This is a genomic window from Microbacterium sp. A93 (assembly GCF_051842835.1).
Window position 1 is genome coordinate 349,182 of record NZ_JBPXMT010000008.1, and the last position, 20,381, is coordinate 369,562.

The 20,381-nt window shown below is 70.3% G+C and carries 19 protein-coding genes and 1 tRNA gene; 7 read left to right on the forward strand and 13 right to left on the reverse strand.

The genetic code is table 11. The annotated features are described in order from the left end of the window. Nucleotides 1-43 precede the first annotated feature (43 nt). Together ACSU1G_RS20960 and ACSU1G_RS20965 are read right to left on the reverse strand one after the other, a co-directional pair. The gene (locus ACSU1G_RS20960; protein ID WP_439281936.1) at nucleotides 44-379 is read right to left on the reverse strand and encodes a DUF202 domain-containing protein; all 336 of its coding nucleotides are present in this window, start codon (nucleotides 377-379) and stop codon (nucleotides 44-46) included. A gap of 3 nt (nucleotides 380-382) precedes the next feature. After that, the gene (locus ACSU1G_RS20965) at nucleotides 383-781 is read right to left on the reverse strand and encodes a YidH family protein (RefSeq protein WP_439281937.1); all 399 of its coding nucleotides are present in this window, start codon (nucleotides 779-781) and stop codon (nucleotides 383-385) included. Between the two features lie 67 nt (nucleotides 782-848). Between ACSU1G_RS20965 and ACSU1G_RS20970 the strand changes: the two genes are divergently transcribed. After that, the gene (locus ACSU1G_RS20970) at nucleotides 849-1,955 is read left to right on the forward strand and encodes a VIT1/CCC1 transporter family protein (RefSeq protein ID WP_439281938.1); all 1,107 of its coding nucleotides are present in this window, start codon (nucleotides 849-851) and stop codon (nucleotides 1,953-1,955) included. Between the two features lie 348 nt (nucleotides 1,956-2,303). On the opposite strand, the gene sucD is transcribed toward ACSU1G_RS20970, so the two are convergent. From sucD to ACSU1G_RS20985, 3 genes are all read right to left on the reverse strand, one after another. Beyond that, entirely contained in the window at nucleotides 2,304-3,218 is a 915-nt protein-coding gene (gene sucD, locus ACSU1G_RS20975) for a succinate--CoA ligase subunit alpha (RefSeq protein WP_439281939.1), read from the reverse strand. A 14-nt stretch (nucleotides 3,219-3,232) separates the two neighbouring features. After that, nucleotides 3,233-4,411, reverse strand: coding sequence for an ADP-forming succinate--CoA ligase subunit beta (gene sucC / locus ACSU1G_RS20980; protein ID WP_439281940.1), 1,179 nt, complete (start codon nucleotides 4,409-4,411; stop codon nucleotides 3,233-3,235). A gap of 143 nt (nucleotides 4,412-4,554) precedes the next feature. Continuing rightward, nucleotides 4,555-7,080, reverse strand: coding sequence for a UvrD-helicase domain-containing protein (locus ACSU1G_RS20985; RefSeq protein ID WP_439281941.1), 2,526 nt, complete (start codon nucleotides 7,078-7,080; stop codon nucleotides 4,555-4,557). Nucleotides 7,081-7,189: 109 nt separating this feature from the next. Here ACSU1G_RS20985 and ACSU1G_RS20990 point away from each other — a divergent pair, with 109 nt between their 5' ends. Together ACSU1G_RS20990 and ACSU1G_RS20995 are read left to right on the forward strand one after the other, a co-directional pair. Further along, nucleotides 7,190-7,891, forward strand: a complete 702-nt coding sequence (locus tag ACSU1G_RS20990; RefSeq protein ID WP_439281942.1) for a hypothetical protein — start codon at nucleotides 7,190-7,192, stop codon at nucleotides 7,889-7,891. A gap of 32 nt (nucleotides 7,892-7,923) precedes the next feature. After that, nucleotides 7,924-8,000, forward strand: a tRNA-Arg gene (locus ACSU1G_RS20995). Between the two features lie 25 nt (nucleotides 8,001-8,025). Here the strand turns inward: ACSU1G_RS20995 and ACSU1G_RS21000 are convergent. The 5 genes from ACSU1G_RS21000 to ACSU1G_RS21020 form a co-directional block, all read right to left on the reverse strand. Continuing rightward, a complete protein-coding gene (locus ACSU1G_RS21000) occupies nucleotides 8,026-9,900 on the reverse strand; it encodes an ABC transporter ATP-binding protein (RefSeq protein WP_439281943.1) in 1,875 nt (624 codons plus the stop codon). Further along, the gene (locus tag ACSU1G_RS21005; protein WP_439281944.1) at nucleotides 9,897-10,169 is read right to left on the reverse strand and encodes a DUF6457 domain-containing protein; all 273 of its coding nucleotides are present in this window, start codon (nucleotides 10,167-10,169) and stop codon (nucleotides 9,897-9,899) included. Before ACSU1G_RS21005 ends, ACSU1G_RS21000 begins: the two co-directional genes overlap by 4 nt. Nucleotides 10,170-10,211: 42 nt before the next feature. Next, nucleotides 10,212-10,703 carry an HNH endonuclease gene (locus ACSU1G_RS21010; RefSeq protein WP_439281945.1) on the reverse strand — a complete coding sequence of 164 codons (492 nt, stop codon included), beginning with the start codon at nucleotides 10,701-10,703 and terminating at the stop codon, nucleotides 10,212-10,214. 213 nt (nucleotides 10,704-10,916) lie between these two features. Beyond that, nucleotides 10,917-11,804 (reverse strand): C40 family peptidase, encoded by an 888-nt coding sequence (locus tag ACSU1G_RS21015; protein WP_439281946.1) that lies wholly within the window; start codon nucleotides 11,802-11,804, stop codon nucleotides 10,917-10,919. Nucleotides 11,805-12,108: 304 nt separating this feature from the next. Then, the gene (locus ACSU1G_RS21020) at nucleotides 12,109-12,816 is read right to left on the reverse strand and encodes an iron dependent repressor, metal binding and dimerization domain protein (protein WP_439281947.1); all 708 of its coding nucleotides are present in this window, start codon (nucleotides 12,814-12,816) and stop codon (nucleotides 12,109-12,111) included. A gap of 210 nt (nucleotides 12,817-13,026) precedes the next feature. On the opposite strand from ACSU1G_RS21020, the gene serC reads away from it, so the two are divergent. Then, nucleotides 13,027-14,154 carry a phosphoserine transaminase gene (serC, locus tag ACSU1G_RS21025; RefSeq protein ID WP_439281948.1) on the forward strand — a complete coding sequence of 376 codons (1,128 nt, stop codon included), beginning with the start codon at nucleotides 13,027-13,029 and terminating at the stop codon, nucleotides 14,152-14,154. A 74-nt stretch (nucleotides 14,155-14,228) separates the two neighbouring features. On the opposite strand, the gene ACSU1G_RS21030 is transcribed toward serC, so the two are convergent. Next, on the reverse strand, nucleotides 14,229-14,816 hold the full coding sequence (locus ACSU1G_RS21030; protein WP_439281949.1) for a DUF3027 domain-containing protein: 588 nt from the start codon (nucleotides 14,814-14,816) through the stop codon (nucleotides 14,229-14,231). Next, nucleotides 14,806-15,189 carry a cold-shock protein gene (locus tag ACSU1G_RS21035; protein WP_439281950.1) on the reverse strand — a complete coding sequence of 128 codons (384 nt, stop codon included), beginning with the start codon at nucleotides 15,187-15,189 and terminating at the stop codon, nucleotides 14,806-14,808. Before ACSU1G_RS21035 ends, ACSU1G_RS21030 begins: the two co-directional genes overlap by 11 nt. A 238-nt stretch (nucleotides 15,190-15,427) precedes the next feature. Here ACSU1G_RS21035 and ACSU1G_RS21040 point away from each other — a divergent pair, with 238 nt between their 5' ends. Both ACSU1G_RS21040 and ACSU1G_RS21045 read left to right on the forward strand, forming a co-directional pair. After that, nucleotides 15,428-15,682, forward strand: coding sequence for a hypothetical protein (locus ACSU1G_RS21040; RefSeq protein WP_439281951.1), 255 nt, complete (start codon nucleotides 15,428-15,430; stop codon nucleotides 15,680-15,682). A gap of 14 nt (nucleotides 15,683-15,696) precedes the next feature. Continuing rightward, the gene (locus tag ACSU1G_RS21045) at nucleotides 15,697-17,709 is read left to right on the forward strand and encodes a helicase-associated domain-containing protein (RefSeq protein ID WP_439281952.1); all 2,013 of its coding nucleotides are present in this window, start codon (nucleotides 15,697-15,699) and stop codon (nucleotides 17,707-17,709) included. On the opposite strand, the gene ACSU1G_RS21050 is transcribed toward ACSU1G_RS21045, so the two are convergent. Then, nucleotides 17,706-18,536, reverse strand: a complete 831-nt coding sequence (locus ACSU1G_RS21050) for a formate/nitrite transporter family protein (RefSeq protein ID WP_439281953.1) — start codon at nucleotides 18,534-18,536, stop codon at nucleotides 17,706-17,708. The genes ACSU1G_RS21045 and ACSU1G_RS21050 overlap by 4 nt on opposite strands. Nucleotides 18,537-18,644: 108 nt before the next feature. On the opposite strand from ACSU1G_RS21050, the gene ACSU1G_RS21055 reads away from it, so the two are divergent. Next, complete coding sequence (locus tag ACSU1G_RS21055; protein ID WP_439281954.1) at nucleotides 18,645-20,360, forward strand: DNA repair helicase XPB; 1,716 nt, start codon at nucleotides 18,645-18,647, stop codon at nucleotides 20,358-20,360. Nucleotides 20,361-20,381 lie beyond the last annotated feature (21 nt).

A 20,381-nucleotide genomic window follows, 5' to 3' on the forward strand; every position in this document is an offset into this window, starting at 1 on the left:
TCCTGAAGACCCTGGCAACAGCGGGCAGCACCGGGCTCCGGCCTCAGAGCACCCAGATCGCCAGGACCGCCAGCACTGCAACGGCCACCACGAGCACCACCATCCACAGCACGGCGAACACGTCTGCCTCCACGCGCTCCGCGGCGATGCCGGTGGACTGCACCGCATACCGGCGCCGTTGGGTCACATGGATCGCCAGCGCCGTCGCCCCGCACAGCCCGGCCGGGAACAGCGCCGCCAGACCCACGGCGGAATACCAGCGCAGGAGCATGGCGGCCACCACGAACAGGGCGAGCAGGGTCCGGTCCCAGCTCATCACCGTCCGTTCGGGCTGCAGCCCGGGGTCCTGGTGCAGGGACGGCCGAGTGGTGGAGGCCACGGCTCAGGCCTGCCGGAGCAACAGGAACACCAGCAGCACCACCGCCGCCACGGCTCCCCCCGTGGCCAGCAGCGGGACCAGCAGCGGCAGGGGCAGCGGCCGTCCGTGCCGCATGGCCCGCTCCACCTGGATCCAGCGGAACCCGGCCGTGACCGCGAGCAGGGCGGCCAGGCCCAGGAGCACGGAGCCGAGCACCGTGCGCGTCACCGGGTCGAACACGGAACCGGTGAAGGCCTCCACCGCGATGCCGCCGGCGATCAGCGCCAGCGACGTGCGGATCCAGGCCAGGAAGGTCCGCTCATTCGCCAGGGTGAATCGGGGATCAGGTTCCCGGCCGCCGTCGAGCACCGTGGTGGAGAACCGGCCGCGGGCTGGCGGGCCGGCCGGGGCTGAAGATGTCATACCCCCAGCGTAAACTGATCCGGGCCGGCATTCCGGCCGCCGTCCGCAGTCACTGGAGTCTGATCCCATGTCCGAGAACCCGATGCCCACCCGGGACCAGATCCGGCGGTGGCGCCGGTATCTGGCAGACGAGATCGCCGAGGCGGAGGTCTACCGGGTGATCGCCGAGCGCAAGGTCGGCCCGGAGCGGGACATCCTGTTGGGTCTGGCCACGGCGGAGAAGCGGCACGAGAACCACTGGCGGACCCTCCTCGGCGAGCACGCGAAGCACCCGCCGCGCCCCTCGCCGCACCGGGTGCTGCTGCGCTGGCTGGCCCGGATCTTCGGTTCCGTCTTCGTGCTGGCCCTGGCCCAGCGGGCCGAGTCCGACTCCCCCTACGCTAAGGACCAGCACGCCACCCCCGCCATGGTGGCGGACGAGGCCATCCACGAGGAGGTCGTGCGCGGCCTGGCGTCCCGCGGCCGCGAGCAGCTGGCCGGCAACTTCCGCGCCGCCGTGTTCGGCGCCAATGACGGCCTGGTGTCCAACCTGGCCCTCGTGATGGGCATCGGCGCCACCGGAGTCGCCCACCAGGTGGTGCTCTTCACGGGGATCGCCGGGCTGTTGGCCGGCGCCCTGTCCATGGCCGCCGGCGAGTTCGTCTCCGTGCGCTCCCAGCGCGAGCTGCTGGAGGCCTCCTCCCCCACCCAGATCACCCTCGAGACGGCCGAACACCTGGACCTGGACGAGAATGAACTCGTTCTCGTCTACCGGGCCCGTGGCATGAGCGAGGAGGACGCCACCCACCGCGCCTTGGAGCGTCTGGGCTACTTCAGCTGCGACTGCAACCCGTCCTTCTCCGCGCGTCCGGACGGCTCGCAGGGCCCGGTGGACTACTCGGACGACCACGAGGCCATCGGCAGCCCGTGGAGTGCGGCGTTCTCCAGCTTCTGCTTCTTCGCCTCCGGAGCCATCATCCCCGTCATCCCCTACCTGTTCGGGATGGGCGGGATCGGCGCCGTGGCACTCTCCGCGGCGTTGGTCGGTATCGCCCTGCTGGGCACCGGCGGCGTGGTCGGGCTGCTCTCCGGCGCTTCACCCCTCAAACGCGGGCTGCGCCAGCTGCTCATCGGCTTCGGCGCCGCGGCCATCACCTACGTGCTGGGCCTGCTCTTCGGCACGTCGGTGGCCTGAGCCCGCGCGGGGTGCTGATGGAAGGCGCCCCGCGGCCTACACCGCCCTGACCACGGGTTTCGACACGGTTTCGAGCGGTGACAGGTTTGCAATGAGCGCAGTTCGTGCAAGCATGAAGGAGACGTATCCCCTAGAGAACGGATGAAATACGATGCGCGGAAGTAACCTTGTGTGGACCATCGTCGGTATTCTGGTGGCCATCGCACTGATCATCTGGATCGTCTCGGCGCTCTAGGGATCGGTTCTCAGGTCCGCCGCACTCGTGGCGCCTGATGGCCCAGTCAACAACGACGCCGGCCCCCACCTTCCGCTGAAGGTGGGGGCCGGCGTCGTTGAACCGGGGCTGAATCAGCCCTTCAGGATCGCGCGCATCAACTCGGCGGTCTCCGAGGGGGTCTTGCCGACCTTCACGCCGGCGGCCTCGAGGGCTTCCTTCTTGGCCTGCGCGGTGCCGGAGGAGCCGGAGACGATGGCGCCGGCATGGCCCATGGTCTTGCCCTCCGGGGCGGTGAAGCCGGCCACGTAGCCGACGACCGGCTTGGTGACGTTGGCCTTGATGTAGTCGGCGGCACGCTCCTCGGCGTCGCCGCCGATCTCGCCGATCATCACGATGGCCTTCGTCTCCGGGTCCGCCTCGAACGCGGCCAGCGCGTCGATGTGGGTGGTGCCGATGACCGGGTCGCCGCCGATGCCGATGGCGGTGGAGAAGCCGAGGTCACGCAGCTCGTACATCATCTGGTAGGTCAGGGTGCCGGACTTGGAGACCAAGCCGATCGGGCCCTTGCCGGTGATGTTCGCGGGGGTGATGCCGGCCAGCGCCTCGCCCGGGGTGATGACGCCGGGGCAGTTCGGACCGATGATCGTGGTGGTCGGCTTGCCGTCGGCGTCCGTGCGGGAGGCGGCCAGGGCGTAGAACTCGGCGGTGTCCTGCACCGGGATGCCCTCGGTGATGACCACGAGCAGCGGCATGGTGGCCTCGACGGCCTCGATGGCGGCGTCCTTGGCGAACTTCGGCGGCACGAAGGCGACCGAGACGTCAGCGCCGGTGGCCTCCATGGCCTCGGCCACGGTGCCGAAGACGGGCAGCTCGACCTCGTGCCCTTCCGCGTGCGTGTGCGTCACGGTGGTGCCGGCCTTGCGGGCGTTGACGCCGCCGACGACGTTGGTACCGGCCTTGAGCATCAGGGCGGTGTGCTTGGTGCCTTCGCCGCCGGTGATGCCCTGGACGATGACCTTGGAGTCCTTATTCAGGTAGATCGACATGAGTTGAGCGGTCCTTACTTGTCAGCCGGAGCGGTGTTGGCGAGTTCTGCGGCCTTGTCGGCGCCTTCGTCCATGGTGGTGGCGAGGGTGACCAGCGGGTGGTTGGCCTCGGCCAGGATGCGCCGGCCCTCTTCAACGTTGTTGCCGTCCAGGCGGACCACGAGCGGCTTGGTGGCCGACTCGCCCAGGATCTCCAAGGCCTTCACGATGCCGTGGGCCACGGCGTCACAGGAGGTGATGCCACCGAAGACGTTGACGAACACGGACTTGACCTGCTCGTCGTTCAGGATGACGTCCAGGCCGTTGGCCATGACCGCGGCGGAGGCGCCGCCACCGATGTCCAGGAAGTTGGCGGGCTTGACGTTGCCGTGGTTCTCCCCGGCGTAGGCCACCACGTCCAGGGTGGACATGACGAGTCCGGCGCCGTTGCCGATGATGCCGACCTGGCCGTCCAGCTTGACGTAGTTGAGGTCGTTGGCCTTGGCCTTGGCCTCCAGCGGGTCCTCGGTGCGCTTGTCCACGAGGGAGGCGTGGGCCTCCTGGCGGAAGTCTGCGTTCTCGTCCAGGGTGACCTTGCCGTCCAGGGCGATGATGTCACCCGCGCCGGTCTTGACCAGCGGGTTGACCTCCACGAGCGTGGCGTCTTCCTTCTCGAAGACGTCCCACAGCTTCACCAGGACGTCGGCCACCTGGCCGCGCAGCTCCTCGGGGAAGTTGGCCTCGGCCACGATCTTCTGCGCGGTGGCGGCGTCGATGCCGGTCAGCGCGGAGACGGGCACCTTGGCCAAGGCCTCGGGGCGCTCCACGGCGAGCTGCTCGATCTCCATGCCGCCCTCGACGGAGCACATGGCCAGGTAGGTGCGGTTGGAGCGGTCCAGCAGCACGGAGAAGTAGTACTCCTCGGCGATGTCCGCACCGGCCGCGATCATGACCTGGTGGACGGTGTGGCCCTTGATGTCCATGCCCAGGATGTCCTTGGCGTACTGGAAGGCCTCATCGGCGTTCTTGGCCACCTTGACGCCGCCGGCCTTACCGCGGCCACCGACCTTCACCTGGGCCTTGACGACGGTCACGCCGCCGAGCTTCTCAGCGGCCGCCTTGGCCTCTTCCGGGGTCTGCGCCACGATGCCGGCCAGCACGGGAACGCCGTGTGCCTCAAACAGATCGCGCGCCTGGTATTCATACAGGTCCACGGGTTGCAGTCCTTCTACGTCGAGAACGGGGACGGTCGGGTTCCGCGAGCGGCATCAGGCACACCGCATCATCTGCAGGCGTGTCCGGCACGGCGGAAGCCGGCCGGAAGCCCGAGGGTTCCCCGGGCGTTCCATCCCATACCTTAGTCCACCTTGTGCAGCGGGGCGTACCGCAGCAACAGCCGTTTCTCGGTCCCGCCGAAATCGACCTTGGCCACCGTCTTGTCCCCCTGGCCCTCGAGGGTGAGCACGGTGCCGTGCCCGAAGGTGCCGTGCTCCACGTGGTCCCCCGGGCTCAGCGAGACGATCTCCTTCTGCGGCTGGACCCGGGTGCGTGCGGCACCGCGTTGCGGGACCTTCAGCTCGGCGTCCTCGGCATAGGTGCCCGAGGCGCGGGCCGGACGGTTGGCCGTGCCGGTCCCGGCCCCCCAGTGCGAGCCGGAGAACCGCTGCGGATAGCGGGACCCGGACCCGTTCTGACCGCCGTGTCCGCCGTGCCCGCCGATGCTGCCGCCACCCCAGCCACCGGAGAACCCGGCCGGACGGGCCGATCCCTCACGTTCCCACTCCACGAGGCCCTCGGGGATCTCACCGAGGAACTGGCTGGGCGGGTTGAACTGGTGCTGTCCCCAGAGGGAGCGGGCCTCGGCACGGGAGACGAAGAGCCGCTGGCGGGCGCGGGTCAGCCCCACGTAGGCCAGGCGGCGCTCCTCCGCGAGCTCCTTCTCATCCGTCATGGACCGCGAGTGGGGGAACACCCCGTGCTCCATGCCGGTCAGGAACACCACGGGGAACTCGAGGCCTTTGGCCGTGTGCAAAGTCATCAGGGTGACCTGCCCGAGACGCTCGGCCAGCTCCGCCCCTTCCGAGTCCGCGGCATCCGGCAGCTGATCGGCGTCCGCCACCAGCGCCACCTGCTCCAGGAAGTCCCCGAGGGTGCCCTCCGGATTGTTCTTCTCGAACTCGCGGACCACGGCCACCAGCTCGCCCAGGTTGTCCGCCCGGGACTCGTCCTGCAGATCCTCCGAGGAGCGCAGGGTCGCCAGCATGCCGGTCTGCTCGAGCACGGCCTCCAGCACGGTGGCCGCACGCGAGGTGGCGGCCACCTGGGACAGGTCCTCCATCATCTGCACGAAACCGGCCACGGCCTTGAGTGATCGTGCGGCCATGGCCGGGGCCTGCTCGGCCTGGCGCAGCGCCTCGAAGAAGGTGGAGCGGTTGCGGTCCTGCAGCGCCGACACCGCACCCTCGGCACGGTCACCGATCCCCCGCTTGGGCTCGTTGAGGATCCGGCGCAGGTTGACGTCGTCATCCGGGTTGGCCAGCACGCGCAGGTACGCCAGGGCGTCCTTGATCTCCTTGCGGTCGTAGAACCGCGTGCCGCCGATGACCCGGTACGGGATGCCCTTGGTCACCAGGCGTTCCTCGAGGGACCGGGACTGGGCGTTGGTCCGGTAGAAGACGGCCACGTCCGCGGGGCGGATGTCCTCCTCGTCCTGGAGGCGGTCGATCGTGGTGGCGATCCACTCGGCCTCGGCCGACTCGTTCTCCGCGGCGTAGCCGATGATCTTCGGCCCCGCGCCCTCCGCCGTCCACAGGTTCTTGGGGCGGCGCTTCGGGTTCTTGGAGATCACCGCGTTGGCGGCGTCCAGGATGGTCTGGGTGGAGCGGTAGTTCTGCTCCAGCTTGATGGTGGTGGCATCCGTGTAGTCCTGCTCGAACTCCACGATGTTGCGGATGTCCGCCCCGCGGAAGGCGTAGATGGACTGGTCGGAATCGCCGACCACCGTCAGTTCCCCGCCCCCCGTCTCCACGCCTTCTGGGTCACCGGCCGGGCCCGTCAGGAGCCGCACGAGGCGGTACTGGGCATGGTTGGTGTCCTGGTACTCGTCCACCAGCACGTGCCGGAAGCGGCGGCGGTAGTTGTCCAGGACACCGGGGAAGGCCTCGAACATGTTGACGGTCATGCCGATCAGGTCGTCGAAGTCCATGGCGTTGGCCCGGCGCAGGCGCTGGGTGTAGTCCCGGTACACGGCGGCCACGGCCTGGGCGAAGGGATCCGACTCCGAGACGGTGGCGGAGTGGTCCTCGGCGTCCACGAGCTCGTTCTTCAGGCCGCTGATCTTGTTCAGCAGGGCCTTGGGGGCGAACTTCTTGGGGTCCAGTTCATGGGATTTGGCGATCGAGGTGACCAGGCGCAGCGAGTCCGCCGAGTCATAGATGGAGAAGTTGGACTTCAGCCCGACCGTGGTGGCCTCGCGGCGCAGGATGCGCACGCAGGAGGAGTGGAAGGTGGAGATCCACATCTTCGAGGCAGCCGGGCCGATCAGCGCCGAGATCCGCTCGCGCATCTCGGCGGCAGCCTTGTTGGTGAAGGTGATGGCCAGGATCTCGTGCGGGCGCGCCAGCCCGGTACCGAGCGCGTAGGCGATGCGATGGGTCAGCACGCGGGTCTTGCCCGAGCCGGCGCCGGCCACGATCAGCAGGGGTCCGCCGGTGTGCACCACGGCGAGCTTCTGCTGCTCGTTCAGCCCCTCCAGCAGCTCAGCCGGGTCAGGGATCCTGTGCGCGGGGGCGGCGGCGGCGAAGGCCTCCGGGTCCGCGGCGACCGGTTCGATGGAGCGGGAGGTGAAGAGGCCGGGCAGGGTGGTCTGGAAGTTCTGGGACATGGTGCCCAGAAGTCTATCGAGTGACGCGGACACCTGAGCGCGCCCGTCCACAGGGCACCGGGGTCACGGCGGGTGCGCGGAACTGGGACAATGGACGCTGGAGGTTTCCGTGTCCCAGAAGAACCGCAAGCGTTCCCCGAAGAATCCCAAGAACAGACCGCGGCCCGACGCCGGCCGGTCACCCCAGGTGACCGGCGAGACCGAGCCGGGGTCCGGCGTCGCGCCCGCGAAGCGCCCCAGGATGTCCGTGGGCCAGGCGCGGCAGGATCTGCAGGCCTCCGGGCAGCAGCAGGGCAGCCCGGGCATGCTCATCATCGCGCTGCTCGGCGTGACGCTGTTCATGTTCTTCTACCTGCACGTCATCGCCCTGCCTCAGATGTCCGCGCTGGCCGGCGGGTTGCCGATGCCGGACCACCGGTTCTCCTACGACGCCCACGATCTCGCGGCGCTGGACGGGGCCATGGACGCCGCCGCCCACGGGCAGCTGAACTGGGTGCACAAGACCGCCGGGGTGATCTTCCCGCTGTTCGTCTTCGCCTGCGTGTCCGGGGTGGCCGCCTGGTCCCTGCCGCGTGGGGTCGGGAGGTGGATCTCCTACGCCGCCGGCGCGCTCTTCGCCGTGGTGGACATCACGGAGAACCTGCTCATCGAGGCCGCGTTGAACGCCGACGGCGAGGGTTCCGAGCTGGCCTCCGCGTTCACCTCGGCGCGGTGGATCCTGCTCGTGGCCCTCACGCTCTGGGTGATCCTGATGGTTGCCGGGAAGGTCCGACGCCTACTCGCTGACCGGAAGGCCCAGATCGTTCAGTAGGATGTTCGGGTGGACCGGCCCGCCGGTCCCGCGCCCCCGTAGCTCAGGTGGATAGAGTGGCCCTCTCCTAAAGGGCAGGTCGCTGGTTCGAATCCAGTCGGGGGCACCACTCAGGCCGGCACCACTCAGTTCGTCTACGGCTGTCCGGGATCATCGAACTGCGTCCGGTACAGCTCCGCGTAGCGCCCGCCGGCGGCGAGCAGCTCCGCATGGGGGCCTTCCTCCACGATGCGGCCTCCCTCGACCACCAGGATCCGGTCCGCGGAGCGGATGGTGGAGAGCCGGTGGGCGATCACCACGGCCGTGCGGCCGGTCAGTGCCTCGGCCAGGGCCGCCTGCACGGCCTTCTCCGAGGTGGAGTCCAAGGCCGCGGTGGCCTCATCCAGCAGCACCACGCGCGGGGCGGCCAGCAGCAGCCGGGCGATGGTCATGCGCTGGCGCTCCCCGCCGGAGAGCCGGTAGCCCCGCTCCCCCACCACGGTGTCCAGCCCGTCCGGCAGGGACTCGACCACCGCGCGCAGGCGGGCCCGGTCGATCGCGTCCCAGATCTCGTCCTCGCCGGTCTCGGGCCGGGACAGGGTGAGGTTGCCGCGGATCGTGTCATGGAACAGGTGTCCGTCCTGGGTCACCATGCCGACCGTGGACTGCAGTGACGCGAAGGTGGTGTCCCGCACATCCGTGCCGTTGTAGCGGATGGTGCCGGAGCCGGCGTCGTACAAGCGGGCCAGCAGGGAGGCGATGGTGGACTTGCCGGCACCGGAGGTGCCGACCAGCGCGTAGGTCTGGCCGGGGCGCACCGTGAAGGAGATGCCGTGCAGCACCTCGGAGCCGCCCCGACGGTCCAGCACGGCGACCTCCTCGAGCGAGGCCAGGGACACCTGTTCGGCACTCGGGTAGGCGAAGCGGACGTCCTCGACCTGCAAGGTCACGGGGCCGGCCGGGATCGATGCCGCGTCCGGCCGTTCACGGATCAGCGGCTGCAGGTCGAGGACCTCGAAGATCCGGTCGAAGGAGACCAGGGCGCCCATGATCTCCACGCGCGCGCTGGCCAGGGACGTCAGCGGGGCATAGAGGCGGGTGAGCAGCAGGGCGAGGGTCACCACGTCCCCCGCGTTGAGGGTCCCCGCCAGGGCCTGCAGTCCGCCGATCCCGTAGACGGCCGCCAGGGCGAGGGCCGAGACGAGCGTCAACGCGGTCATGAACACGGACTGGCGCACGGAGATCCCGACGCCGGTCTCCCGCACCCGGTCCGCGCGGTCGGCGAACTCCACCGATTCCCGGCGCGGGTTGCCGAAGAGCTTGACGAGGGTGGCCCCGGGCGCCGAGAACCGCTCGGTCATCTGGTCGCCCATGGCGGCGTTGTTCTCGGCCTGACGCCGGCTGAGCCCGGCGATCGTGCCGCCCAACAGACGGGCCGGGATGAAGAACAGCGGCAGCAGCACCAGGGAGACCAGGGTGATCTGCCACGAGGTGGACAGCATCACGGCCAGGGTGAGGACCACGGAGACCAGGTTCATGACCACCCCGGACAGCGTCCGGGAGATCGCGGTCTGGGCGCCGATCACGTCATTGTTGAGGCGGGAGACGAGCGCCCCGGTGCGGGTGCGCATGAAGAAGGCGATCGGCATCTTCTGCACGTGGTCGAACACGGCGGTGCGCAGATCGTAGATGATCCGCTCCCCGAGGTCCGAGGAGAGCCACCGGGTCACCACGGCCAGCAGGGCGTCCGCCACGGCCACCGCGGCGATGAGCAGGGCCAGCCGGATGATGCGGTCGGTGCCCCCGTCACCGACGATCGCGTCCACCACGTCTCCGGCGAGGACGGGCGAGGCCACGCCCAGCGCGGCCCCCACCACGGAGAGCACGAGGTAGAACACGAGCTTGCCCTTGTACCGGCGCACGAAGTCCAGGGAGCGCCGGATGGTGCCGGGAGTCAGGGCCCCCGAGGACGCCGGGTCGCCGTGGCTGGCCCGGCGCATGGCCATCATCGCCGCGCGTTCCATGCTCACGGCGTGCTCCGCTCCGCGGTGACGGCGCGGCTCAGGAAGGTCTCGATCCCCCGCAGGGAGGCGCGGTGGGCGCGTTCGAAGCCGGCCTGGCCCGTCCCCTCGGCCAGCCCCGCCGCGTAGCCGGCGATGAACGCGGTGGCCGCCGCGTCGTCGTCGTGCCCCGATGCCGCGGCCGCGATCCTCGCGATCCGGGCCAGGCGGGGGACGTCCACGGCGGGGTCCCCGAGTTCGAGGGCGGCCATCAGCTCAACGGTCAAGGTCTCGGGCATCATCCCAGTTTAGGTCCGCCACGAGGTGCCGCCGACCCCGGCTCAGGCCGCCGCCAGGAAGTCCGTCCACTGCTCGGCCGGCCGCTCCAACTCGCGGATCCGCCATGCGGCCCCGCGTGGCCGGCCGGGCGTGACGCGCAGCGACCAGCCCAGCTGCGCCAGCGTGCGGTCCCCCTTGGTGTTGTTGCAGGCCAGGCAGCAGGCCACCAGGTTCTCCCAGGAGTCCTTCCCACCACGGGAGCGGGGATGGATGTGGTCCACGGTGCTGGCAGACCGTCCGCAGTAGCCGCACAGGCGGGCATCCCGGCGCAGCACCCCGCGCCGGGACACCGGCGCCGCATCGGTCTGGGGGATGCGGATATACCGGGTGAGCAGGATGACCGCCGGGCGGCGCACCGTGGTGGAGGGCCCGACGACGGGATCGCCGCCGTCGGCGAGCACGCTCGCCTTGCCGGTGCCCACCAAAAGGATGGCACGGCGGTAGCTCACCACGGAGAGTGGCTCGTAGCCGGCATTCAGGACCAGAGTGCGCATGGGAGAGACCTCGCGGCGTTGTCTGTGCCGCGGGCGCCGGATCGTCCGGACGGGTGCTGGCCCGGCCATCCGGCGTCAGCGGGGATGAATCGGGGTGACGATCAGGTTCAGGATACGCGCCGTCCCGCGAACGACCGAGGGCCCCTCCTGGTGGAGGGGCCCTCGTAGCAGTCGTCGCAGGTCCGGCTCAGGGCCGGACCGTGGAGTCAGTGATCAGCCGACGTAGGTGTAGTAACCCATCAGCGGGTTCCGGGTCACGGAGTGCTGGAAGGTGCCCACGGAGGGGTTCTGGGCGCCGATCATCTGGCCGTTGCCCACGTAGATGCCCACGTGGCCGCCGCCGTTCTGGAACACCAGGTCACCCGGCTTCGGGTTGGAGGTCTGCACGAAGAGACCGGAGCCGCGGATCGCGGAGGTGGAGGACGGGATGCTGATCCCGGCCTGGCGGTACGCCCAGGACACGAATCCGGAGCAGTCCCAACCGGAGGTGGTCTTGCCGCCGTAGACGTAGGGCACACCCACGCCGGCGTAGGCAGCACCCACCACGCCGCCCACGGAGGAGCTCTGCGCGGCCGGGGCCGGGGCGGCCTTCTTCTTCGGGGCGCTCTGGGTGGAGGCCGAGGAAGACGCGGCGGATGAGGAGGAAGAAGTGGAGGAGCTGGACTGACGCGTGGTCTCGGACCGGCTCTGCTGGTTCTGCGAGGAGGCGGCCGGTGTGGCGGCGCGCTCGGCGCGCGGTGCCGGGGTGGGCTCCGGCTCAGGGGCCGGCTCGGGCTCGGGCTCCGGGGCCGGCTTCGAGGAGACCGGTGCGCGGTCAAGCTCGACCTTCACGTCCTTGGCGGCGGCCACGTTGACGGTGGTGACCGCGGCGCGCTCGATGTCCAGGCCGGGGGCCGGGATGCTGGTGGTCTCCCGGACGGCCGGGGCGGCACCCTGTGCCGGCATGCCGATCGTCAGCACGAGGCCGGATGCGGCGGCCACCACTGCGGCCTGTCGGCCCACGGTGCCTGCGTTCGAGGAGACGGCCTTGGAGATGGCCTCCAGCGGGTTGATGTTCGCCGGTACTGCGCGGTGGCGTGCTGTTGAGCTGCGCTTCGACACGTAAATAACCTCTCTCACGTGCCGCCGGGCAAAAGCCCGCCCCCGCCATGATGGACGACTGCTTGAAACGCCATGGTCACGGGGGGTGTGGCAAACCATTGGCTGGCTACTTCGATCAGGTCTGGCCGAAGCGCCGTGAACCAAGGTATATCAAAAGTTTATAAATGTCACGCGGAGGTCACGGCCTCGGTGGATAACTCGGGAGTACGCGCCGAGACCCGCGAGATCTCGCGGTTTTCACGGTCACGCCCAGATGACGAACCGGGGCATTCACCGTTATGCGCGACCATTTCCCGCGGGGTGTCTAGCGCTCCACGATGATGTGAGACGCCGTCTCCTCGTTGACTTCCAGCGCCACGCCGCCGTCGGCGGAGGCGGACGGTTCGGCGGCACGGACCGTGACGTATCCGTCACCGTCCGCGATCTCGATGACCAGACCCGGGCGGACCCCGGCCAGGGCCAACTCCCCCAGCAGCTCGGGATCGGTCTGGATGGCCTCGGTCAGGCGCACCACCGTATAGCGACCCGGCTGGCCGGACACCTCGGAGAGCCGTGCGCCCCGGTCGAAGGCGGAACCGGTGCCCGGCACGGGCGGACGCAGGTCGCCGAGGCCGGGGATCGGGTTGCCATAGGGCGATTCAGAGGGGTTGTCGAGCAGGTCCAGCAGGCGCAGCTCGACCTGTTCGCTCATGACGTGCTCCCAGCGGCACGCCTCCTCATGGACGTAGGCCCAGTCCAGCCCGATCACATCGGCCAGCAGCCGCTCGGCGAGGCGGTGCTTGCGCATCACGCTGACGGCCTTCTCGCGGCCGTCCACGGTCAGTTCCAGGTGACGGTCGTTGCGCACGTGCACCAACCCGTCCCGTTCCATGCGGGCCACGGTCTGGGAGACGGTGGGGCCGGAGTGGTCGAGGCGCTCGGCGATACGGGCCCGCAAGGGGACGATGCCCTCCTCCTCCAGCTCGAGGATGGTCCGCAAGTACATCTCGGTGGTGTCAATCAGGTCCGTCACGGCTGATGTTCCTCTCCAGGTCCCCAACGATTCGCCGTCTCCGTCCCCACCACCCTCCAGGGGCGGTGTAGACACGGGAAGTCCATCATCCACTCTACTGGCCCTGCGGTTGCGGCCCGATCAGGAACGACATGTGGCCCCGGCACCGGCGACCGTGCGAGAGAATGGCCCTTTGCCGCCCAGCCGAGACCCCCAACACCAGGAGACCCCATGAGCTCACCCGAGGTGACCATTCCCCAGAACCTGCTGCCCCGTGACGGGCGGTTCGGCGCCGGACCGTCCAAGGTGCGGGCGGAACAGGTGCAGGCCCTCGTGGAGGCCGGACCGAAACTGTTGGGGACCTCCCACCGTCAGGCGCCGGTCAAGAACCTGGTCGGCGGGGTCCGCGAGGGGCTGAGCCAGCTGTTCTCCGCCCCGGACGGTTATGAGGTCATCCTCGGCGTCGGCGGCTCCACCGCCTTCTGGGACGCCGCCAGCTTCGGGTTGGTCCGTTCCAAGGCCCAGCACCTGTCCTTCGGTGAGTTCGGCTCGAAGTTCGCCAAGGCCACGGACAACGCCCCCTTCCTTCAGGCCTCCTCCATCCTCTCCGCTGAGCCGGGCACCCGCCCCGAGCCGGCCGCCGAGGACGGCGTGGATGTCTATGCCTGGCCGCAGAACGAGACCTCCACGGGCGTGGCCGCCCCCGTGCAGCGCGTGTCCGGCTCGGCCGATGACGCCCTCGTGCTGGTGGACGCCACCTCGGCGGCCGGCGGCCTGCCGGTGGACGTGTCGCAGACCGATGCCTACTACTTCGCCCCGCAGAAGAACTTCGCCTCGGACGGCGGCCTCTGGTTGGCGCTGTTCTCCCCCGTAGCACTGGCCCGCGTGGAGGAGATCAAGGCCTCCGGCCGCTGGATCCCGGACTTCCTGGATCTGAAGACCGCCGTGGACAACTCGGTGAAGAACCAGACCTACAACACCCCGGCCCTGGCCACCCTCGTGATGCTGGACAACCAGCTCCAGTGGATGAACTCCAACGGCGGACTGGACTTCGCCACCGCGCGCACCTCCGATTCGTCGAACCGCGTGTACACCTGGGCCGAGGGATCATCCTTCGCCACCCCCTATGTCACCCGCCCGGAGGACCGCTCCGCCGTCATCACCACCGTCGACTTCGACGAGTCCGTGGATGCGGCCGCCGTGGCGAAGGTCCTGCGCGCCCACGGTGTGGTGGATGTGGAGCCGTACCGCAAGCTCGGCCGCAACCAGCTGCGCATCGCGACCTTCGCGGCGATCGAGCCGGATGACATCACGTCGCTGCTGGCCTGCATCGACTACGTGGTCGAACACCTCGGATGACGGAACGACGTCGGCCGCGCACCGGGGGTGCGCGGCCGTCGTCGTTTAAGGGGTTCGGGAAGGGGTTCGGACTCTCAGGCCTGCGGTTCGGCCGCCGGCCCGTCCTCGTCCTGAGGTTCGTCCTCGTCCGGAGCCTCGTCCTCAGCCGCGCTGCGAGCGCGGGCGACGGCCGCCTCCGGATCCTCGCCGGCGGCGATGGCGTCCAGGCGGATCTTCTCCTCCTGGCTCACGCGTTCGGACCAGGGCAGCCAGTCGGGGGCCAGGATCGCGTCCGTGCCGGGCAGCAGCCCGGTCTCGCACACCGTGACGGTCTTGCTACGCGGGGCGCGTGCCACGGTCACGAACCACTCCCAGCCGCCGTACCCGGCCAGGGTGGCGGTGAACCGGTGGGTGACCAGCCGGTCGTCATCGGCCACGGTGCCCACGTGGTCACCGATCTCGTCGTCCTCGGCCAGACCCTGCAGGGCGGCTCGGGCCTGGTCCACGGCACCGGCGAGCAACTCGTCCAGCTTCGGCGTCCGCTTGCGGGGTGCGCGCGTCGGCTTCGGCGGGATCCGCACGGTCCGACCCTCGGCCTGGGCCGTCTCCGGTGGCGAGGGCTCGACGTCGGTTGCTTCGGTAGCCTCGATGGCCCGGGCCTGTGTCTGCGTCTCAGGCTTCAAGTTCGTCCGCCACCTTCCGTAGGGCCATGGCGATCTTCTCGGCCTGGGCCTTCTGCGGGTACTTGCCCTTGCGCAGGCTGTTGGAGGCCATGTCCATCCACTTGATGAGGTCTTCCACCACCACGGCCATGTCCTGGGGCTTGCGGCGGGTCGCGCGGACCACCGAGGGACCGTCCTCGAGGATGCGGGCGCTCAGTGCCTGCGGACCGCGGCGGCCCTCGGCCACCCCGAACTCCATGCGGGTACCGGCGCGGACCTCGGTGACGCCCGCGGGAAGGGCCGAGGAGGGCAGGTGTACCTCCTGGCCGTCATCCGTGTGGATGAAGCCGAAGCCCTTGGTCGAGTCGTAGAATTTTACTTTGCCGGTCGGCATTCCTGATGTCCTTCACTTTCTTCGGTGGCCCCTCCGGCCCCCGGCGGGCCCGTTCAGCGTCCGGGGACCGTTGCGGCCGCCCCGGCATCCGGGCCCCTGCTGCGGTGCCGGCGTGTGGGGTGGTCCAGTCCTCGGACAGCGCGGTCCGGGCGGCCCTACCCCATCCTGTACCGGACGGAAGGGAAAGTCTGTAGCCCCCCAAGGATACCCTGTTGCTCCCGGGCGTAGACTGGAGGTCATGCCCGCACGTCCTTTCGCCGCCCCCGCCCCGCACAGCCTCGAGACCTCCCCCTGGTTGCGGTCCCTGCTGGTGGCCGGCGTCGCACTGACCGTGGTCTCCTTTGCCGCCACGGTGCTCCTGCTGGTCTCCTACTTCCTCTCCGTCACGGCCTGGCCGGTCTTCTTCTGGTTCGGCCTCTACGGACTGCCCCTCGGCTTCGCCCTGATGCTCGCCTACGTGGTGGCCAAGGCCGTGCTGAGGCGCCGCGCCTGATCCGGTCAGCACAGATGAGGGCTGCCACCCTGACGGACCACCTGGCCGGGTGGCCGGATGACCGGCTGGAGCGGTTGCTCGCGCTGAGGCCGGACCTCTGCCACCCGCCCGTCCCCGACTTCGCCGCCCTGGCGGCCCGGGCCAGCACGCAGATGTCCGTGTTGCGCGCCCTCGACGGCTTGGACCGCGCCCATCTGGACCTCCTGGAGGCCCTGGCCACGCTGTCCGAGACGGACCCCCCTTCCAGACCGGACGACGCCGGCCCCACCGGTACCCCGGCGCGCCTCGCCGCGTTCTTCCAGGACGCCGACCCCGGCGTGGTGGAGGGCCTGCTCGAGGACCTCGCCGGGGCTGCACTGGTGGTGGGACACCGTGGCGACTGGCGGCTCCCCGTCCCCGTGTCCGCCGCCCTGGGCTCCCACTCCGTGTCCCCCGGCCTGACCCTGGACGCCGTCGCCCCGCCACCGACCGGACGCACGGTGTCCGCCGCGCTCTCCCGGAACGCGGCGCTGGCCGCCATCGGCGACCTGCTGCGCGGCGCCGACGACCTGCTCGAGGCCCTCACGCCCGGGCTGGGCACCCTGCGCTCCGGCGGGGTCGGGGTGCGGGAGCTGAAGAGGCTGACCGATGCCACCGGATCCACCCCCGAGGACACCGCCTGGCAGCTCGAGCTGCTGGCAGCCGCGCGGTTGACCGTGTTGGACCCGGACACCTCCACGTGGCGGCCCGCCACCACCGTGGCCCGCAGCTGGCGGCGCAGTGACCGCCACGCGCAATGGGAGGTGCTCGTGGCCGGCTGGCTCGGCAGCGGTCGAGCGCCCCTGCTCGGCACCCCGCCCGCCGAGCCCACGGGCCGGGCCCTGGCCGCGGACCGCAACCGCCCGGACGCGCCCCGGTTGAGGGTGTCCGTGCTCGAGGCGGCTCTCGAGATCCACCACGAGCGCCCGGGCACCGTCCTGGACCCCGCCGTCGCCGAGCGGCAACGCTGGCGCTCCCCCCGCCCGTTCGCCCGCACCGGGGCCTTCACCCCCGCCCTGCTCACCGAGGCCGAACGGCTGGGCCTCACCGGCGCCGGCGCCCTGACCGAGGCCGGGGCCCTCGTGGCCGCCGGCCATCTCGATCAGGCCGCGGCCGCCGTCGGGACAGCCCTGCCGGCCCCCCTCACCACGGTGCGCCTGCAGGGGGACCTGACCGCCGTGGCCCCGGGGTACCTGGACCCGGAGGTGGCCCGGCAGCTGGCGGGCCTGGCCGAGGTGGAGGGTGACGGCGCCGCCCGCATCTACCGCTTCACCGATGCCTCCCTGCACGGCGCCCTGGACGGCGGCACCACGGCCTCGGAGATCGAGACGTTCCTGACCGACCACTCCGAGGACCCGATCCCCCAGTCGCTGCAGTACCTGATCCGAGATGTGGCCCGGCGGCACGGCCTGCTCACGGTCGGCTCGGCGGGCGCCTGGCTGCAGAGCGAGGACACCGACCTGTTGGACGTGATCACGGCGGACCCGGCGATGGCCCCGGCCCGGCTGGAACGGCTCGCGCCCACCGTGGTGACGGCCGGCGTCGGGCCCGCGGCACTGCACCGGACCCTGACCGCGGCCGGGCACCGGGCGGCCCTGCTCCGGCCCGCCGGCGGCGAGGACGGGCCGGCCGAGGAGATCCAGCGCGCCCGGCGCCAGCTGTCCGAGGCCAGCGCCTTCCCCGAGCCCGTCCGGTCCGTGCGCTGGGGACCCTCCGAGGAGGAGCTGGCCGCGCAGATCGCCCGGCTGCGCTCGGCGCCCCGGCCGGCACCGTCCGGGCCGGGCCCCGAGGAGGCCGTGGCCGTGCTGCGGCAGGCCACCCGGCAGCGCACCGAGGTGGACCTCGTCACGGTGGACCAGCGGGGCCGGCGCCAGTCGCGGCGCGTGGTGCCGTTGGCCGTGGCCGGCGGGCGGGTCCGCTGTCTGGTGCCCGCGCAGGACGCCGAGACGGTGGTGCCGCTGCACCGTGTGGTCTCGGCCGCGCCGGTTACTGCGGCCGGGGCCGGCTAAGCGCCGGTCTCGGCCTTCGCGGGATCCTCAGAGGTCTTGTCGCGCGTTGTGAAGGCGAAGTAGAGCGGCAAGGCCGTCAGGGCCAGGGCTCCGATCAGGTTGCCGATCAGCACGGGGATCTGGTTCCACAACCACCAGTCGTCGAGGCCCACCGGGGCGCCCAGCATCATGCCCGCGGGGATGACGAAGAGGTTCACCACGCTGTGTTCCAGGCCCAGGGCGAAGAACGTGGCGATCGGGAACCAGATGGCCAGGATCTTGCCCGTGGTGTCACTGCTCGTCATGCCCATCACGACCCCCAGGGAGACCAACCCGTTGCAGAGGATGCCGCTGAGCAGCGCCAGTCCCGCCCCGCCGGCGTAGCCCAGGTGCTGGTAGCCGAGGGTCTTCTCAACCGCCAGCTCCGCAATGGCCAGGCCGAAGGGCTCGGCATCGACGGTCCACCATTGCGTCAGCAGGGCGGCAATGAGGAAGGCCGCGAGCAGTCCCCCGAGCACGTGCCCGAACAGCACCCAGCCGAAGTTGCGCAGCATCTGGCCGGCCGAGGCACGCCTCTCGATCACGGCCAGGGGGACCAGCGCCATGTTGCCGGTGAGCAGCTCCAGGCCCAGGAGGATGACCATGACCAGGCCCATCGGGAAGAGCAGGGCGCCGAGGACTCCCACGCCGGTCTGTCCCGTGGCCGTGGTGGCCAGCAGCACCGCGGCCCCCAGGAGGAAGGTCGCAACGGCGGACCTCAGGACCAGTTGCCCGGTGCCGAGACGGGCCTTGGTGATGCCGGAGTCCAGCATCGATGCGGCGACCTGCTCCGGGGGGATGTAGGACATGGTTCTCCTAGGTCTGCGAGTCGGGCAGGGTCAGTCTTTCATCGTTCGGCGGCCCGGGGGCGAGAATGGAGAGGACCGATTCACCCGTTCCGTCCTGAGGAGTCTTCCGTGGCCGATGGCCCCCTGATCGTCCAGTCGGACCAGACCGTGCTGCTGGAGGTGGACCACCCCCAGGCCACCGAGGCCCGCCACGCCCTGGCCGCCTTCGCCGAACTCGAGCGCGCCCCGGAGCACATGCACACCTACCGGATCACCCACCTCGGGCTGTGGAACGCGCGGGCCGCCGGGGTGGACGCCGAGCAGGTGCTGGACGTGCTGTTGAGCTACTCCCGCTATCCGGTGCCGCACGCCCTGCTGCTGGACATCGATGACACCATGTCCCGGTACGGCCGCCTGCGTCTGGAGAACGATCCCGTGCACGGGCTGGTGCTGCGCACGGACGACTACCCGGTGCTGGAGGAGGTCCTGCACGCCCGGAAGACCGCGGAGATGTTCGGCCCGCGCATCGACGGCGAGACGGTGGTGGTGCACGCCGCCAGCCGCGGCCAGCTCAAGCAGGCGCTGCTCAAGCTCGGCTGGCCCGCCGAGGACGCCGCCGGCTATGTGGACGGCACCCCCTATCCCATCGGCCTCACCGAGGTGCCGGTCACCGGCGAGGTGCCCGACGACGGCCCGGCGGCTGCCGCGGCCGGTGACACCGCCGCGGAACCCTGGCAGCTGCGCCCCTATCAGCGCATGGCCGTGGAGAACTTCTGGGCCGGCGGTTCCGGCGTGGTGGTGTTGCCGTGCGGCGCGGGCAAGACCCTGGTGGGCGCCGCCGCCATGTCCACGGCGAACGCGACCACGCTGATCCTGGTGACCAACACCGTCTCGGCGCGGCAGTGGAAGGCGGAACTGCTCAAGCGCACCACGCTGACGGAGGCGGAGATCGGTGAGTACTCGGGCGCCGTCAAGGAGGTGCGCCCGGTGACGATCGCCACCTACCAGGTGCTGACCCTCAAACGCGGCGGGATCTATCCGCACCTGGAGCTGGTCAACGGGCACGACTGGGGGTTGATCATCTATGACGAGGTGCACCTGCTGCCGGCCCCCATCTTCCGGATGACGGCGGACCTGCAGGCCCGGCGCCGGCTCGGGCTGACCGCCACGCTGGTGCGGGAGGATGGGCGGCAGTCCGAGGTGTTCTCCCTGATCGGGCCCAAGCGGTACGACGCCCCGTGGAAGGACATCGAGGCCCAGGGCTACATCGCGCCCGCCGAGTGCGTGGAGGTCCGGGTCCAGCTGCCGCGGGATGAGCGGGTGGCCTACGCGATGGCCGAGGACGCGGACAAGTACCGGCTGTGTTCCACCTCCGAGGTGAAGCTGGACGTGGTGCGGGCCCTGGTGGCCCGGCATCCGGACGAGCAGGTGCTGGTGATCGGGCAGTATCTGGACCAGCTGGCCGAGCTCGGGGAGATGCTCGGCGCCCCCGTGCTGACCGGGGCCACCTCGGTGACCGAGCGGCAGCGGCTCTTCGACGCGTTCCGGGCCGGTCAGATCCCCGTCCTGGTGGTGTCCAAGGTGGCGAATTTCTCGATCGACCTGCCGGAGGCCTCGGTGGCGGTCCAGGTCTCCGGCTCCTACGGCTCCCGGCAGGAGGAGGCCCAGCGACTGGGCCGGCTGCTGCGTCCCAAGGAGGACGGCAAGTCGGCACACTTCTACACCGTGGTGGCCCGGGACACGCTGGACCAGGAGTACGCCCAGAGGCGCCAGCGGTTCCTGGCCGAACAGGGGTACGCCTACACGATCATGGACGCCGGGGACTTGAGCACCCCATCCAGTTGACGTTCAGGAAACGTCCAGCAG

Bases quoted from the DNA above. Each gene is read 5' to 3' on its own strand.
- ACSU1G_RS20965 (WP_439281937.1), bottom strand. From the start codon at position 781: ATGACATCTTCAGCCCCGGCCGGCCCGCCAGCCCGCGGCCGGTTCTCC.
- ACSU1G_RS20970 (WP_439281938.1), top strand. From the start codon at position 849: ATGTCCGAGAACCCGATGCCCACCCGGGACCAGATCCGGCGGTGGCGC.
- sucD (WP_439281939.1), bottom strand. From the start codon at position 3,218: ATGTCGATCTACCTGAATAAGGACTCCAAGGTCATCGTCCAGGGCATC.
- ACSU1G_RS20985 (WP_439281941.1), bottom strand. From the start codon at position 7,080: ATGTCCCAGAACTTCCAGACCACCCTGCCCGGCCTCTTCACCTCCCGC.
- ACSU1G_RS21005 (WP_439281944.1), bottom strand. From the start codon at position 10,169: ATGCCCGAGACCTTGACCGTTGAGCTGATGGCCGCCCTCGAACTCGGG.
- ACSU1G_RS21010 (WP_439281945.1), bottom strand. From the start codon at position 10,703: ATGCGCACTCTGGTCCTGAATGCCGGCTACGAGCCACTCTCCGTGGTG.
- serC (WP_439281948.1), top strand. From the start codon at position 13,027: ATGAGCTCACCCGAGGTGACCATTCCCCAGAACCTGCTGCCCCGTGAC.
- ACSU1G_RS21035 (WP_439281950.1), bottom strand. From the start codon at position 15,189: ATGCCGACCGGCAAAGTAAAATTCTACGACTCGACCAAGGGCTTCGGC.
- ACSU1G_RS21040 (WP_439281951.1), top strand. From the start codon at position 15,428: ATGCCCGCACGTCCTTTCGCCGCCCCCGCCCCGCACAGCCTCGAGACC.
- ACSU1G_RS21045 (WP_439281952.1), top strand. From the start codon at position 15,697: ATGAGGGCTGCCACCCTGACGGACCACCTGGCCGGGTGGCCGGATGAC.
- ACSU1G_RS21050 (WP_439281953.1), bottom strand. From the start codon at position 18,536: ATGTCCTACATCCCCCCGGAGCAGGTCGCCGCATCGATGCTGGACTCC.